General features: G+C 34.9%; 18 protein-coding genes. 6 read left to right on the top strand and 12 right to left on the bottom strand.

Annotation, left to right across the window (positions count from 1 at the left end):
- Positions 1–14 precede the first annotated feature (14 nt).
- From MKY08_RS03605 to MKY08_RS03595, 3 genes are all read right to left on the bottom strand, one after another.
- Positions 15–917 (bottom strand): chemotaxis protein, encoded by a 903-nt coding sequence (locus tag MKY08_RS03605; protein WP_069510437.1) that lies wholly within the window; start codon positions 915–917, stop codon positions 15–17.
- 69 nt (positions 918–986) lie between these two features.
- Positions 987–2,309, bottom strand: coding sequence for an MFS transporter (locus MKY08_RS03600; protein WP_069510439.1), 1,323 nt, complete (start codon positions 2,307–2,309; stop codon positions 987–989).
- 210 nt (positions 2,310–2,519) lie between these two features.
- Positions 2,520–2,840 carry a helix-turn-helix domain-containing protein gene (locus tag MKY08_RS03595; protein WP_069510441.1) on the bottom strand — a complete coding sequence of 107 codons (321 nt, stop codon included), beginning with the start codon at positions 2,838–2,840 and terminating at the stop codon, positions 2,520–2,522.
- Positions 2,841–2,992: 152 nt separating this feature from the next.
- Between MKY08_RS03595 and MKY08_RS03590 the strand changes: the two genes are divergently transcribed.
- Positions 2,993–3,385, top strand: coding sequence for a DoxX family protein (locus MKY08_RS03590; protein ID WP_069510443.1), 393 nt, complete (start codon positions 2,993–2,995; stop codon positions 3,383–3,385).
- Between the two features lie 212 nt (positions 3,386–3,597).
- Here MKY08_RS03590 and MKY08_RS03585 read toward each other — a convergent pair whose 3' ends face one another.
- The 3 genes from MKY08_RS03585 to MKY08_RS03575 form a co-directional block, all read right to left on the bottom strand.
- Positions 3,598–4,464 carry an NAD(P)-dependent oxidoreductase gene (locus tag MKY08_RS03585; protein ID WP_069510445.1) on the bottom strand — a complete coding sequence of 289 codons (867 nt, stop codon included), beginning with the start codon at positions 4,462–4,464 and terminating at the stop codon, positions 3,598–3,600.
- A 390-nt stretch (positions 4,465–4,854) separates the two neighbouring features.
- Positions 4,855–5,046, bottom strand: a complete 192-nt coding sequence (locus tag MKY08_RS03580) for an aspartyl-phosphate phosphatase Spo0E family protein (protein ID WP_024362260.1) — start codon at positions 5,044–5,046, stop codon at positions 4,855–4,857.
- 94 nt (positions 5,047–5,140) lie between these two features.
- Positions 5,141–5,329, bottom strand: coding sequence for a hypothetical protein (locus MKY08_RS03575; protein ID WP_069510789.1), 189 nt, complete (start codon positions 5,327–5,329; stop codon positions 5,141–5,143).
- Positions 5,330–5,454: 125 nt separating this feature from the next.
- On the opposite strand from MKY08_RS03575, the gene MKY08_RS03570 reads away from it, so the two are divergent.
- The 3 genes from MKY08_RS03570 (at position 5,455) to MKY08_RS03560 (ending at position 7,084) form a co-directional block, all read left to right on the top strand.
- A complete protein-coding gene (locus tag MKY08_RS03570) occupies positions 5,455–5,643 on the top strand; it encodes a DUF2187 family protein (protein WP_024362262.1) in 189 nt (62 codons plus the stop codon).
- An 80-nt stretch (positions 5,644–5,723) separates the two neighbouring features.
- Positions 5,724–6,341: a type II CAAX endopeptidase family protein gene (locus tag MKY08_RS03565; protein ID WP_069510446.1), complete on the top strand. Its 618-nt coding sequence runs from the start codon at positions 5,724–5,726 to the stop codon at positions 6,339–6,341.
- A gap of 62 nt (positions 6,342–6,403) precedes the next feature.
- Positions 6,404–7,084 (top strand): hypothetical protein, encoded by a 681-nt coding sequence (locus MKY08_RS03560; protein ID WP_069510448.1) that lies wholly within the window; start codon positions 6,404–6,406, stop codon positions 7,082–7,084.
- 210 nt (positions 7,085–7,294) lie between these two features.
- Here MKY08_RS03560 and MKY08_RS03555 read toward each other — a convergent pair whose 3' ends face one another.
- Both MKY08_RS03555 and MKY08_RS03550 read right to left on the bottom strand, forming a co-directional pair.
- On the bottom strand, positions 7,295–7,741 hold the full coding sequence (locus tag MKY08_RS03555; RefSeq protein WP_069510450.1) for a MarR family transcriptional regulator: 447 nt from the start codon (positions 7,739–7,741) through the stop codon (positions 7,295–7,297).
- 122 nt (positions 7,742–7,863) lie between these two features.
- Positions 7,864–9,231 (bottom strand): ATP-binding protein, encoded by a 1,368-nt coding sequence (locus MKY08_RS03550; RefSeq protein WP_256093141.1) that lies wholly within the window; start codon positions 9,229–9,231, stop codon positions 7,864–7,866.
- A gap of 310 nt (positions 9,232–9,541) precedes the next feature.
- Between MKY08_RS03550 and MKY08_RS03545 the strand changes: the two genes are divergently transcribed.
- A complete protein-coding gene (locus MKY08_RS03545) occupies positions 9,542–11,281 on the top strand; it encodes a B12-binding domain-containing radical SAM protein (RefSeq protein ID WP_069510454.1) in 1,740 nt (579 codons plus the stop codon).
- A 478-nt stretch (positions 11,282–11,759) separates the two neighbouring features.
- Here MKY08_RS03545 and MKY08_RS03540 read toward each other — a convergent pair whose 3' ends face one another.
- On the bottom strand, positions 11,760–11,918 hold the full coding sequence (locus tag MKY08_RS03540) for a hypothetical protein (RefSeq protein WP_158497863.1): 159 nt from the start codon (positions 11,916–11,918) through the stop codon (positions 11,760–11,762).
- A gap of 263 nt (positions 11,919–12,181) precedes the next feature.
- On the opposite strand from MKY08_RS03540, the gene MKY08_RS03535 reads away from it, so the two are divergent.
- Complete coding sequence (locus MKY08_RS03535; protein ID WP_024362268.1) at positions 12,182–12,694, top strand: DUF3231 family protein; 513 nt, start codon at positions 12,182–12,184, stop codon at positions 12,692–12,694.
- Positions 12,695–12,835: 141 nt separating this feature from the next.
- Here the strand turns inward: MKY08_RS03535 and MKY08_RS03530 are convergent, their stop codons facing one another.
- From MKY08_RS03530 to MKY08_RS03520, 3 genes are all read right to left on the bottom strand, one after another.
- Entirely contained in the window at positions 12,836–13,003 is a 168-nt protein-coding gene (locus MKY08_RS03530) for a hypothetical protein (protein ID WP_176723150.1), read from the bottom strand.
- A gap of 144 nt (positions 13,004–13,147) precedes the next feature.
- Entirely contained in the window at positions 13,148–14,503 is a 1,356-nt protein-coding gene (locus MKY08_RS03525; protein WP_069510456.1) for a potassium transporter TrkG, read from the bottom strand.
- Positions 14,504–14,752: 249 nt separating this feature from the next.
- Positions 14,753–15,514 carry a TerC family protein gene (locus MKY08_RS03520; RefSeq protein WP_069510458.1) on the bottom strand — a complete coding sequence of 254 codons (762 nt, stop codon included), beginning with the start codon at positions 15,512–15,514 and terminating at the stop codon, positions 14,753–14,755.
- Positions 15,515–15,602: the final 88 nt, after the last annotated feature.

Genomic DNA, 15,602 nt, shown 5'->3' with positions numbered 1-15,602 from the left:
CTTTTTCGCTAGCTTTATAAAATAAGTTGATCGACACGTAAAATTAGTTCGGCAATTTCAGGCTTACTAATTTGGTCCTCAGCACCTACTTGATCACCTTTATGGCGAAGATCATCAGTAATTAAACTAGAGAAAATAATGACCGGCAACTTTTGTAAATCAGGATGCTCTTTAATTTTTCGTGTAAGATGATGACCATCCATTTGTGGCATTTCAATATCAGTTACAACTAATTGAATGTGCTCTGTAACATTATTGCCACTTTTCGCTAATGATTCTAAATATTCATAAGCATCACGACCATTTTCAAAGAACTCTACATTCTCATAACCGGCTTCCTTCATCGTATCAAATAATAATTTACGTAATAATGGTGAATCTTCAGCAATTAAAATGCGTTTTTCAGAACGTTCACGTTTACCAAGCTTTTTCACGGACTCTACATTAATACCCGATTCAGGGTTAATATCAACCATGATTTTCTCAAAATCTAGCAATAAAATCATTTGCTCATTTTGCTTAATAACACCGATTACTTGTGAAGTCCCACCCTGATACATATCAGAAGGCTTTTCGATTTGATCCCATGAAATACGGTGAATTTGTGTCACATTATCGACATGGAAAACAACTCGTTGTTTATTAAACTCAGCAACAATATATTTTTGTTGCGGATTACGTTCTGCGCTTTGTATTCCTAGTACTCGTAGCATATCTACTACCGGTAATACCTCGCCTCTTAATTGAATAATTCCCTCTACATGCGGGTGCGCGTGTGGAATAAATGTTACTGGAATAGGTTGAATAATCTCTTTTACTTTAATAACATTAATACCAAATTTATTGTTAGCTACTTCAAATTCAACGATTTCTAGCTCATTTGTGCCACTTTCTAATAATATGCCCTTATGTTCCAAAGCAACCCCGCTCCTTTCTATTTCAACATCAATTTATAATTCAATTGTATCATAGGCGATACAATTCTCCTACTTGGTATTTCCATTTTTATCATTAACTTTTAGATGCACCAATAGACCAAGTACCGTCATTAATATTAATGTTGATAATGCTACTCGACTTGCTAAAGTACCATAATCCTTCATCCATAATGTGACCGTTCCATAAACTGCTGGACCTATTATTGACGAGACTTTTCCAGAAAAAGCAAATAAGCCAAAGAACTGGCCTCTCTTGTTATCTGGGGATAGCGCAATAATATATGTTCTGGATGTCACCCACATCGAACCTAGTGAAATACCAAACATACTACCTGCAATCCAAAACATCCATTGCTCGGTTGCAAAGACAGCAAATGTTAAAGCGATTATCATAATTACAGCAACAATGGTAATCGCTTTCTTCGCTCCAATTGCTTTTGTAATATAGCCAAATGCGAGTGAGCCAATAATTGTCGATACGGTGGATACTAAATATAGGATGATAAATTGACCTGAAGTAAACCCGACAATGGTTGTGGCATAAACGGCCATCATCGCAATTGTCGTGGCAATCGCGTCATTTAAAAAAAAGTATGCAATCATAAAAGTAAAGATTGCCTTATACTGCTTCATATCCTTAAATGTACTAATAATTTCCTTATAGCCTTCCAAAAAATGAGTCGTCTTCCGCTGCTCTTTCGGTATTGGTGTATCTTTATTAATGAAAAATAAAGGCAATGAAAATAATAAATACAAAATCGCTGTTGGTATAAAAGCGCGATGGAAATCACTGCTTCCTACATATAAATAAACAAGCAATCCAAAAAGTGTGCCTAAATAACCAATTGCTACACCATAACCGGAAATAAGAGGCATTTCTTCTTTTGTTCCTAAATCACTCATCATCGAATCATAGAATACGAGACTCGAATTAAAGAAAAACTTCGCTATCACAAAACTTGCAACAACTAAAAATAAGCTAAGAGGTACACCTGAGTAATTGATTGTCGTCTGTAAATTTGCAAAAATCCCCATCATAAAGGTAAATAGAATAGATATTGATGCAAACCAAACTATAAATCTCTTTTTATAGCCAGTTTGGTCAATCCAAACACCAAAAAGTGGTGAAAAGACTACTAAGAAAAAACTGGCTATAGCATTGGCATACGAAATAAATGTACTTGCTACCTGTTGCATTACCTCATTCGTACCTAAAGCTTCATCCATATAAAATGGAAAAAATATTGTATTAATATTTGACGAAAATATCGTATTAGCAAAATCGTAAAATGCCCATGATAGTATTGGCAAAGATAAATATATGGCTAACTGATTTCGATGTTGTACGTCTATCGTTGTCCCCTTCTTCATAAAACCCTCCCTCCAATCTCTATAATAATCAATTAATTTCTCTCTATAATAAAAAATACCTTTTTTAAAAGAAAATTAATATTATTTACAATATATCAGTAATTCTAGTGAAACATAACTGCCAATTGGCCTTAGATTGGTTCTCCCCTTACCTCCATTGGTCAAAAATAAAAAAGATATTCAAGACCCCTCGCTTGAATATCTTTCTTATCATTCCTCAGCAATCGTTATCCATTTACTAGACCATTCTTCAATAGCTTTTAGCACAGGAGTAATTGCATATCCTTTTTCTGTAAGTTCATATTCAATAACGACTGGAGTAGATGGAATTACGGTACGCAACACGATTTCCTCGCTTTCTAACTCCTTTAATCGCTCTGTTAACACACGACTGCTAATACTCAACTGATTTTTAATGGTGGAATATCGCTGTGGACCATCAAGTAACTGATAAATAAGTAACGTATTCCAACGATGGTTCAATAGCATAAGCGCTTTTTCAAATCGCGGACACATGTTTTTTTGATTCAATTTACTATCCTCCTTTTTTACTAGGTTCTACTAAAGAGTATAACATTTTTTAAAAATCTGTTCGAAAAATGCACTTAGTTACTTGACAAAATTAATTTTTAAAAATAAACTAAGTTACGAAATGTAAGTTAAAGAAAAGGAGTTATTATATTATGCAAAATATTGGTTCAACTATTTTACGTGTCGTTCTCGGCTTTATTTTTGCCGTGCATGGTTTCCAAAAATTCCAAGGCGGCATCAGCTATACGGCTGATTTCTTTGATAGTATCGGTATTCCAGGCTTTATGGCGTATGTCGTTGCGATTATTGAATTAGTTGGTGGAGCTGCTATTATTTTAGGTTTCGCAACAAGAATCTTTGGTGCTTTACTGACCATTACAATGATTGTTGCTATCTTTACAGCAAAACTTAGCATTGGTTTTATCGGCGCTAATGGTTTAGCTGGTTATGAGTTGGATTTAGCTTTAGGTGCGATAGCACTTTACTTTGCTCTTGCAGGAGCTTCTAGCTTCTCATTAGATTCTCAACTTTTTAATAAAGAGTAGAGAATTGTCTATGCTATGGAGGATGCTTTTCAAAGGTTTACGAGCGATTCACGGATATTTTGTGGCGGTTTCTCCTATTTTTGGAGCGATTCAAAGATCTTTTGTGGCGGTTTCACTCGGAAAAAAGTGGAGTCAAGCACTCAAACAAACAACATAGCAAAAAAAGTGTTAGATTGATGATTACTCAATCTAACACTTTCCCCTATTGCGGACTATTTATAATACGTTAGCAGAGCCTGCGTACCATTCTCACCATAGCCTGCTTCAATTAGCTTTTCATACATTTCATATGCTAATGCTAGCCCTGGTAAAGAAATACCCATTTTCTTTGATTCATCTAAAGCGATTTTCATATCCTTCACGAAATGCTTAATATAAAAACCTGGCGCATAGTCTTCTTTAATCATACGTGGTGCTAAATTACTTAAAGACCAAGAACCTGCCGCACCAGAAGAGATGGATTGTAATACAGTAGATAAATCGAGTCCAGCTTTTAAGCCATACGCAAGTGACTCACATACACCAATCATGCCAGATGCAATGACAATTTGATTGCACATTTTTGCATGCTGTCCTGCACCTGCTTCTCCCTGATACACGATATTTGCACCAAATTGCTGCAACACTGGAACAGCTCGATTAAAGGTCATTTGGTCACCACCTACCATAATGGACAGGGTACCATTTTGCGCCCCAACATCTCCACCAGATACGGGTGCATCTAATGCTTCTACCCCTAATGTCTGTGCATGGGCATATATTTTCTTCGCTAAAGTTGGTTCAGATGTTGTCATATCAATAACAATATTGCCTGCCTCAGCAGTTTGGAACAAACCATTTTCACCGAAGTAAACTTCCTCCACATCTGCTGGATAACCAACCATCGTTAGCGCTATATCCTTATCTTTAAAAGCCTCTGCTGGGGAGCTAGCCCAACTTGCTCCTAAAGCGATTAAGGGCTCTGCTTTTTCTTTTGTGCGGGTATAAACCGTCACCTCATGGCCATTTTGCAATAAGTGTTTAACAATACTAGCACCCATAACACCTGTACCGATAAATGCAATACGCTCTTTTCCCATATGTAATTACTCCTTTACTTGAATCAATATTACGCTAAAGGCTGACGCTTTTCTCAGACAAGCACCGAGTCGCGCCATCCGCTCACAATAAATTTACTCACAAAATAAGACAATACGATTATTCCTTTACCCATTACATATTGGCTAAGGTTTTAGGAATAGTAGTACGTTTTATTATGTGTACTTAGTGTAGTTGAATCAGTTCAATAATTCAAACTCTTCTTAATACTTGTACTAAAGTTTGTATGTCTTGCATATATACCGAATAAGTAAAAAAAAAGAGAGCAGGTGATGGGAATCACTGCTCTAAAGGGGGAAATGAGAATGTTGCTGTGTTCAATATTATTATTCCCCAGTACATTCACTTTTAATCATCTAATCTAAAATTTTTTACTCTGAATACTGAAACAAATCATCCTGATCTTCTTCTTCTAATGTTGTCTGTCTATAATAAGTATTCATTAACTGATCTAATCTGCGACTCAGTTGAATGGTTTTTGCATTCTGTAACCCGTTTTCCACACCAGAGCGAATCATCATCTCACGAGTTTGTTCCATTTGTTTCAAGAGTAGATTGACCATTCATACAACCCTCCAACATACAAATAATCATACCATTATTATACATTTATATTTCATTTCTTACAGCATTATGTTCCGACAATGTTCGACAAAATTAGCTTCTAGGAATTTCCAAATAAGTGTAGATGATAATCCCATTTTGCTTTGCTTCACCTCTAAAATGTTTAAATAATGGGTGTTTTACTAAAACTTCTCGAAAATCATAAAATTGTTCTTTATGGATTTCGATACTTTGAATTTCTCCTTTTTGTAATTGTTTAAGCATCGTTTCATATTGTTCCATTTTTTCCAATCCTTTCTCTTACTTTATTTTGTGTAATAAATTATGAATTATTCAAAAAAGGCTTTACGTTTCCCTTTTTTTCATGCAAACTGTATATTATTAGTCGATGAAGGAGCTGACTGTCTGTGAAAATAGCTGAAGTTGGAAATATTATCGAGTTTAAAAATGGTTTGCAAGGCATTGTTGAAAAAGTAAATGAAAATTCGGTGATCGTTGATCTAACATATATGGAGAATTTTGATTCCCTTGAAATTGAAGAAAAAACGGTCGTCAACCATAAACGGTACAAAATCTTATACGCAAGTGAAGCTTAATATTCTGAATAGTCCCTTTTTGTCTTTATAGATGATAAGGGACTATTTTTTTGGTAAAATTAAAGTATGGAGGTCGAATTATGCTTACAAATTCGAAACAAACAATAATACTTCTCCTTTCTTTATTATTCGTTTATGGCATGCTTGCTTTTACATTTGCTAATCCTGCTGTATTTTGGTACTTGTATGCATTTACCCTGCTTGTATGTATAGCGATTGCTATTCTTTCAGGTACAATCGAAGATCAATTGCCTACATGGAAGTTTCTGATTTTCGGCATTGGATACGGTACAATCACATATGGCATTATACGTTTTGGTTATTGGCTCGCACCATTTATAAATGATCGGCTAGTAGGATCCGTGCAAAAGTTTTTAACAGTTTACGGTCCACAAAATATATGGCACTATATTTTACTTGTTTTCATTGTAGCCATTGGTGAAGAACTATTTTGGCGCGGCTACGTACAACAACAATTAAAACGTTTTATGCGCCCTGTTTTAGCAGTTATTGTAACAGCCATTTTATGTGCCATTTCGATTGCATTTAGCGGTTTTAAGCTTGGTATAATTGCAGCTCTTGCAACAAGCCTTATTTGGGGCTTTATCTATGAATGGCGCAAGAGTATGCCTTTAGTTATTGTAGCCCATGTTGTTTTTGTTTTATTATTGTTTTTAGTGTTACCTTTAACATCATAACAAAAAAAATTGGAAACATTTTATCTTTTATTAGCGTTTAATATAGAAAGGGAGGGCTTTTCATGCAAAAAAAATTAATTACAATGCTTGCATTATTACTAACAGCTGTTTTAGTAGTGGGGTGCAATACCTCTGATAAGACAGAACAATCAGATGCTGCACAAAATGAACCAGCAAACACAGCGACTGAGGAAAAACCAACTGATAGTGAATCTGCAGGCGATGACGCGCAAGAAACGCCTACATCAGATGATGCACAAACAGATGTTCAATCGAAACCTCAACAAGAAGTAAATTACGTACAAAAAGGTGTCGACAAAAAGGAAAATGCAACTGAATCTAAAAGTGTAACTCAGGGCTATAAAATTCAACAACTACCTGGATTTACTCTTTCTCAAGAAGAACCTGGCAAAGACATGCTAGTATCAAATGAAGATGACGAAGTATTTATGCGTATTGAAACAACTACTACTGCTGAAACAAGCTATGATGCGGCAAAAACATCTATGCAAGACTACATGAATGCAGTTGGAGGAACAGTAGCATTATCTTCTGAAGAACTTTCCGTATTTAAAGATGTACAAAATATTGAAGGCTATATGGTAGACTTTGATACTGAAAAAGTAATCGGAGTAGTATTTGAAAAAGATGGTCTTATTATAAAGTTAACAATTCATGATAATGATGAACAAGATTTAACAGCAGCTATGCTGGCAATGGCAGCAACTATTTCTAAAAATTAATTGAACACACATCTTAAGAGGTCTTAGAAGTCTTTCTAAGACCTCTCTTTTATTTACCAATAAAAACTAAGGTTTGTTTGCAAAGACGTTTTAAAAGCTTCTCAACGTAGAAAAACAGCTATATATGCAAACCATTCCCCTACACAATGTTTCCATTCCTTTAACGAACATAAAAAAGTCGCCTCAAAAATCTATTTGAGACAACTCTTTTTAATAAGACAAATCTTTAATGGATAGCCCTAATTTTTTTAATAAGCCAATCGCTATATCCTTTTCCTCGACGGATAATGCACTCATCAATTCATGTAAATGTTGTTCGTGCTTTGGAAATAACTCGCCCATAAACGCCTCACCTTCAGCTGTAATTTCCGCATAGGTAACGCGACGATCTGATGGACAGGAAACCCGTAAAAGATAGCCTCTTTTCTCAAGCTTATCAATTACATACGTAATAGACCCACTGGCAAGTAATATTTTATTACCGATTTGCTGCAATGGTTGTCTCCCTTTATGATACAGGAGCTCTAAAACTGCAAATTCAGTAGGATTCAAGCCATTTTCTTGAAAAAAATGGTTGGTCATCTCATTAATTGCTTTATGGGCACGGGATAATACAATATATAATTTTAAAGTTTGCTTTAAATCTTCTGACGTCATAGCTTAGTCCTCACAATTCGCTCTTTATCAATTTCATTATAGCGACTTTTGAAAAGCATTGTCAAAAGCATTCAATAACAGCACACTATGCTAAATTTAATTAGCAAGTGTTTCTCTCTGTTTTAGGTAACTAAATAAGCAGAATCCTTCGCAGAAACATCTAAAGTATCCAACTGATTAAATGTGTACACTGGAAACTGCATATGGAAGCATGTCCCTTTCTGTACTTCACTTTGAACACCAATTACACCTTCATGCTCTTCGATTACCTTTTTCACGAAAGCAAGGCCCAGTCCTGTCCCTGTTGATTTCGTCGTGTAAAAAGGTTGGAATAGATTTTGAATTGTATTATTATCCATTCCACTGCCTTCGTCTTTTATCATTAATTCGACAATCGTACAGTCTATTACATTCATTTCTACTGTAATTGTGCCACCTTTATTCATTGCTTCCATTGCATTTTTAATAAGATTCATAAATACTTGCTTTAAACGATTTTCATTGCCGCCAATATATACTTCTGTCACTGATGGTATATATTGAATCATAATTTTTTTCATTAATGCATCCGGCAACATAAATTCAATTACCTGTCTTACAATATGATCTAAGTTGATTAACTCTACCTTCATACTTGTTGGCTTGGACAATACTAATAGTTCCGATAAAATTTGCTCCATACGCTGTAACTCACTATCAATAACAGATAAATACATACGTGATTCTTCATCTGCATTCAGCTTTAAAAGTTCTGTAAACCCTTTTAAAGAAGTGAGCGGATTGCGAATCTCATGTGCGATACTAGCTGCCATTTGCCCTACTACATTTAGTGCTTCCTGATGCTCTACTTTATGTTGCAGTTGCTTCTTCTCTGTTTCATCATTAATGACAGTGACAATAATATTATTATACTCATCGAAAACACTTGAGATTTCGTAGTAGCAAGTTCTACTTACTTGCGTCTCGTCCACGACATGAATATTGGCATGTTTTTCACCCATCAATTTCGAAAGATAGTTTGTAATTTGTCCATTTTTCATGGTAAATGAATCAAATATATGTTGATGCGCTTTATGGAGTAGTTGTGATTTTTCTATTTTTAAATACATTTCGGCATATTTATTTAAACCAAGAATAATCCCACTTGCATCACTCACAATAACAGCATAAGGTAAATGATCGTATGCGCTGAAGGATTGAGATTGTTCCTGCTCCTTGCTAACATACAATTTAAGCGCTCTGTCATTATTGATCGTTGATAGTTGTGCGACAATTTCTTCCGAGTTCGGATCATAGAAACATTTAAAAAGCATCATTTCAAATTCATTGTTGTTTGTTTGAATATTAAATATTTCTTCAGATCTTAACTCACATTGTAGTTCTTTGACGAACTTAGCCCATTTTATATTTGAGGACTCGTCCATTGTAATATAGCCAATATACGTTAAATTAAGATTAAAAAGTTTAATAGCTGCCTCATTACAATTCAAAATTTTTCCTGCTTTATTGAGAATAAGTGTTGGTGACGAAGTACTTTTCATAAGATTTCCAAAACATTGATTTATATCATTTTGCTTCAACTTTCTCACCGAACCTTTCAAAAGAGTAAAAAACCTCTCATTCGAATTTTGAGCCTTTACTATACTTTATGACTGTACGATTCTATTATTACAAAATTTAGTAAATTTAAGTATTTAAAATTATTTCACGAACCGTTCACAAAATAAATAGGTAAAAAGGATTATATTGTTTGTCAGCTACTTGACTGTTACAATTAGAAAGTGAAAGGAAGATTAATGCATGAATACTATTTTAACTACATTAAACGCAAAGTATATCCACACTAATTTGGCATTGCGTTATTTAAAATGTGCTGCTTTACCTGAATACAATCCAACCATTGCAGAATACACAATTAAAGACCCTGCTTTTAATATTGTATCAGATTTATTTCAAAAAAACCCTGATATTGTAGGATTTAGTTGCTATATTTGGAATATTGAAGAAACTATACACGTTATTAAAATGTTAAAAACGGTTTGTCCTAATGTTAAAATTTTGCTCGGTGGTCCTGAAGTATCTTATGATGTCCACCATTGGTTAAGAAGAGTTGAAGAGATTGATTTTATTGTCATGGGCGAAGGAGAAACATCCTTTAAACAGTTACTACGCCATTTGCATGGAGAAATTCCTTTAGAAGATGTTCCAGGAATTTGTTACTTAGAAGACGGAAAAGTTCGAATTCATGCGCAAGCACCTAAGATTGACTTACGTGAACTACCAAGTCCATTCCGTTTTGAAGAGGATCTTCCACATCTAGGAAAGCGAATTCAATATATTGAGACGAGCAGAGGCTGTCCTTTTAGCTGTCAATTTTGCTTATCTTCCATTGAAGTAGGCGTGCGCTATTTCAATAGAGAAAGTATAAAGGAAGATATTCGATATCTAATGAATAATGGTGCCCGCACTATTAAATTTGTCGATCGTACATTCAATATTAGCCGTAGCTACGCAATGGAAATGTTCCAGTTTTTAATTGATGAACATAAGCCAGGTGTTGTTTTCCAGTTTGAAATTACTGCTGATATAATGCGTCCAGAAGTCATTCAATTTTTAAATGACAATGCACCAAAAGGGCTTTTCCGCTTTGAAATAGGTGTCCAATCTACAAATGATTTAACAAACACGCTTGTACAACGCCGTCAAAACTTTGAAAAACTAAAACGAACAGTAACAATGGTTAAAGATGGCGGTAAGATTGATCAGCACTTAGATTTAATTGCCGGTTTGCCAGAAGAAGACTATGCAAGCTTCCGTCAAACCTTTAATGATGTTTTCGCAATGCGCCCTGAGGAATTACAACTTGGTTTCTTAAAGCTATTGCGCGGCACTGGCCTTCGTTTGGAAGCTGAGAAATTTGGTTACACCTATGTGGATTTAGCTCCATACGAAATCTTTTCAAATAATGCTCTAACATTTGATGATATCGTTCGTATTAAACATGCAGAAGATGTTCTCGAAAAATATTGGAATGATCATCGTATGGATTACACCATTGAATACCTCGTTACAGAAGTATTTGACACACCATTCGATTTCTTCCAAAGCTTCGGCACTTATTGGGAAACAAAAGGTTGGTCTCGTATCGGACATCAGTTAGAAGATTTATTCCGTCGTTTACTGGAATTTTTAGAAACAGTGGAAGGTGCTAATTTACAAATTATTCAAAGTTTAATGCAACTAGATTATTTAAAAGCACAACAATTCCAGCCACGTAAATTATGGTGGAATGAGCGACCAACAGAAGTACAACAAAAAGCACTTTACTCTGCTCTACGGGAAAACCCGATGATTGCTGGTGAAGAATTTGCTAAGTTTAATTTAACAGAGAAAGAATTATTTAAGCATACACTTATTATCCCGCATTACTTGGACTATCAAAATTTCTCAAATGGCAAAATTGTACAAAAAAATGGTTATCTTTTAACGTACTTCCGTCACGGACAAGCACCTTATTTTGCAACAATCCCTACTGTTTAATAAAAAAACGCTATTCACTTTAAAGAATAGCGTTTTTTTTATATTAGTAACTTATAAAATTGCTTTTTTACCTCACCATAAGCTTTTTTTCACTAAATAAATAATATATTATAGTTTACTAAAACGAATTGATGGTGTTAGTACAGCTTTCTTAATGAAACCTCATAATTAGCAGGTCTTTATACCTTAATGATATATTATAAAAATTAGAAATAATACCCATTTAGACAATTCAAAAACAGGAAATGTTTTAATAAATTTTCTAAATTTTTGGACATTTTTTCGCCACAATTACCATTTAAGTGTAAAATACTAAATTTGACTTTGAAAGAAGCGATAAAAGCTTTTGCAAACGACTTTCAGTTATATATTAAATACTAAATACAATATAATAGAAGAAAGTCAGATTTAAGAAATCTTTTAGCATAAAACTTTAAAATGTCCAAGCTAGCTTATAGAATACCTTGCTTTTTAAGTATTATAATGTACGCTTTACTACTGAAATTAGCAATCCTAAAGCTTCACTATCTGTCATTCTGCTTACTCGATCACTATGGTCTACTTTCGTTATACCACGTTTATGTGTCTCTTTTAAAAGTTCCTTTAAATCCTGTTTTGCTGTGCTTGTAAGTGTCATGTGTAAGTTCTCCTTTTGTACCTTTTTCTTTACTGGGTTCATTGTTGCTTCTATTCACTTCAAAAAGATATGCTAATGCCCCTCAGTTCAAATACGATGTGGACAATTTCTCTTTGACCACTCCTAAAGTGTTTTACCCGTTACGTGTTCAATCCAAACTGTAGTTTTGCAATAATTGTTTCATTTGTTTCTTATGAATTAATTTTTATATTTCACGCATACTACCTCTGTTTCAAAAAACAATGAAAAGAGGATATTCAACTATGGGAATACTTAGTGGCAATCCAAAAGATGAGCCGTTACATTATGGTGAGGTTTTTAGCGTTTGGACGAATTTAGCGGCTGATTACGGCTTAATTGCAGGCTATCAAACATTTTACAATCACACTGGAGATGAAGATCTTCGCAAAATTATTGAAGATATTATCCAAGTATTACGAGACGAAGTAAAACAGTTAGAAAAAATATTGAAAACAAATGGTGTTGGGTTACCCCCTGCTCCACCTGAGCGACCTGTTGCAAGATTAGAGGACATCCCACCTGGTGCGAGAGTAAATGACCCTGAAATTAGTGCAGCGTTATCAGCGGATTTAGCTGCTGGATTAGTTGCTTGCAGTCAAGCAATGGGCATGTCAACTAGAGAAGACATTGCCATGATGTACGGTCAATTCCATATGAGTAAAGCCCAACTAGGTGCTAAACTGTTACGTTTAAACAAAAATAAAGGATGGCTTGTTCCACCGCCATTACATGTTAACTATCCAGAAAAAGATTAAAATTTTTAATCTGCATTAGCAAATTGGGATGGGACAAAAGAGAAAAAGTGTTAGATTGAAGCGCGATCAATCTAACACTTTTTGCTTTGTTACACCCCTTAAATGGACACTTTATCGTGACCACTGTAAGCCTTTTTTTTATTATGTTTGTTTATTATTTTTTTCTTGACGGTCTTTTGCTTTATTCGCATTGTTAGCTTGTTCACTTGTTAACTCATTTTCTTCTCGTACATCTAAATCGTCCGGACTTAAATCTGTCGCAAACTCTTCTTGCTTTAAATCCTTTACATCCTTTTTACTCTTTGTCACCGATATCACCTCCGATTTATAAAGTATCCAAATTGCCCGCATTTATACTATTGGCTTGTTCTTAAAAGATTAATGCCAAACAAAAAAGAGGTGAATCAACCATTCACCCCTTCCAAACGCTTCTATATGAAAACTGCTAGATGTTTACCCAATAATTACTCGTTCTTTTGGATAGTGGTATTTAGATTTTTTCCCTCTACCTCCACCACCAACTGAATATAAGAATGATATTAAGCCCACTCGCCCTATAAACATTAAAATAATAATGATTATTTTACCAACTGCTGATAAGTCTGATGTAATTCCTAAAGACATACCACATGTACCGAACGCAGATGTTATTTCAAAAATAATTTGGATAAGTGTTGCGTGCGGTTCCGTAATTAATAATATAATAGTGGCGATTAACACCATAAAACATGCCAATAGGATAACGACAAATGAGCGGAAGACATCTATTAAATGAATTTCTCTTCCAAAAATTTGAATATCCTCTTTTCCGCGTGCAAACATTATTAAAAATAATATGGCAATAGCGAAAGTTGTCGTTCTTATCCCACCACCCACAGAGCTTGGGGATGAACCAATAAACATTAAAAAACTCATAAAAATATCGGTTGCTTCACTAAAGGATGTTACATCATATGTTGTAAGTCCCGCTGAACGCGTAGATATTGAATGGAACATAGCTGAAAAGATTGCTTCATGCCAAACCATCCCTTTAAAGGAGTGGAATGACTCAAGCAGTAAAATAACGAGAGCCCCAACTATAAATAAAATTGCATAGGTAGTCGTCGTTATTTTAGTAAAAAGACTAAAGCGAAAATTGGCATGGCGATTAAGCAAAAATGATTTTACTTCAATCAGCACTGGGAAGCCAATTGCTCCAAGTACAATTAATACCATCGTGATAAGCTGCACAAAATAATCATTATGAAATGGCAATAAACTCATCCCAGTAATATCAAAGCCACCATTTGTAGTGGCAGAAACAGCAGCAAAAACGCCATGTATAAGAGCTTCTTCAAATGTATCAAAATAATTCATAAAATGAGCCGTTAAAATAATAGCCCCTGCTAATTCAATACCGATTAAGATTTTTAATATTTCTCGTATTAGCTGAACAACACCCGATAGATTGTATTGATTATGATCAATCATAATTAATTGCCGTTCGCGCATACCGATTTTTTTGCCGACAAGCAACCAAACAAAAGTACCTAGCGACATAATACCGATAGCCCCGAGCTGTAAAATCACAAGTACCATAACAAGTCCAAATGTTGTATAGGTCTCGGAAATATTGAAAGTTGTTAAACCCGTTACACTAACAGCACTGACTGCGGTAAATAAACTATCTAAAAAGGACACTTCCACACCCGCTCGATGGACACCAGGGAGTCGTAACAATAGGAAGGAAATTGCTATTGCTATGAAATAATAAGACACAAGTGCCTGAAACGGTGTGATTTGTCTATTTGATGATTTTTTCCAAGGCACCCCATCAACTCCTTCCATTTATGATGCCAAACTTAATAGATATTAGTATAGAAAAAAACGATGAAAAAAGAAAGGGGTTATAAATCGTATCAAATACAAAGTAATGAATATATAAAGCAAAAATCCGCATAGACTTTCAAAAAAAGCAAGCGCACTGACCCTGCTATTGTAGCGAGCGATGTGGCTCGTGCGTTGCCCGCAGAAAGAATGCGGATTAAATCGTTCCATTATAAAATTGTCAGGCGATTATTATGCTTGTTTTTTATTACGAACACCTACTAAATAGCCAACAAAAGCGATCGCAATTAATACAACCCAGAAAGTTAATTCCCAGCCTGTTGAATGTGGGAATTCTTCAGGTAAAATACCCACTTTTTCATGAGCTAACGTTAATACAACAAGTTTAACTCCTACCCAGCCAACAATTAAAAACGCTGCTGTTTCAAGTGAAGGATAGTCGTTTAAAATTTTTACAAACCATTGCGCCGCAAAACGCATCATAATAACACCAATAAAGCCACCTAACAACATAATAATAAATTGTCCGCCATTAATGCCACCAATATCAAAATTACCTAAGTGTGGAAGCGTTACGGCAATTGCAACTGCAGCAAGCATTGAATCGATTGCAAATGCTATATCTGCAAGTTCTACTTTTAGAACAGTCATCCAAAAGCCTGATCCTTTTTTTACAGTAGCATCATCATTGTCTTCTTCCTCATCTTTGCCTTTTCGTAAATCATAAATATTTTTGGCTGACATAAACAATAGATAAGCCGCCCCAATCGCCTGTATTTGCCAGTAATTAACTAATACTGTAATAACAAAGAGCGCAGAGAATCGGAATATTAATGCACCAAATAATCCGTAAAAAAGTGCCTTCTTTTGTTGGTCATGCGGTAAGTGTTTCACCATAACAGCCATAACTACTGCGTTATCTGCTGCTAGTAATCCTTCTAATACAACTAGTACGATCAGTACCCAGCCATATTGTAATAATATTGCTTCCATTCTCTGTTCCTCCTTTAAACTCTGTATACCCAAAATTGCGAGCATTTACTAGTCAAATGAAAAAGAAAAGACCCCTGCCTAAGAAGAA

The sequence above is a fragment of the Lysinibacillus sp. FSL M8-0337 genome (genome assembly GCF_038593855.1).
Taxonomy (GTDB): domain Bacteria; phylum Bacillota; class Bacilli; order Bacillales_A; family Planococcaceae; genus Lysinibacillus; species Lysinibacillus sphaericus_D.
The sequence above is the reverse complement of the archived record's forward strand: the minus strand, read 5'-3'. Positions and strand labels throughout refer to the sequence as shown.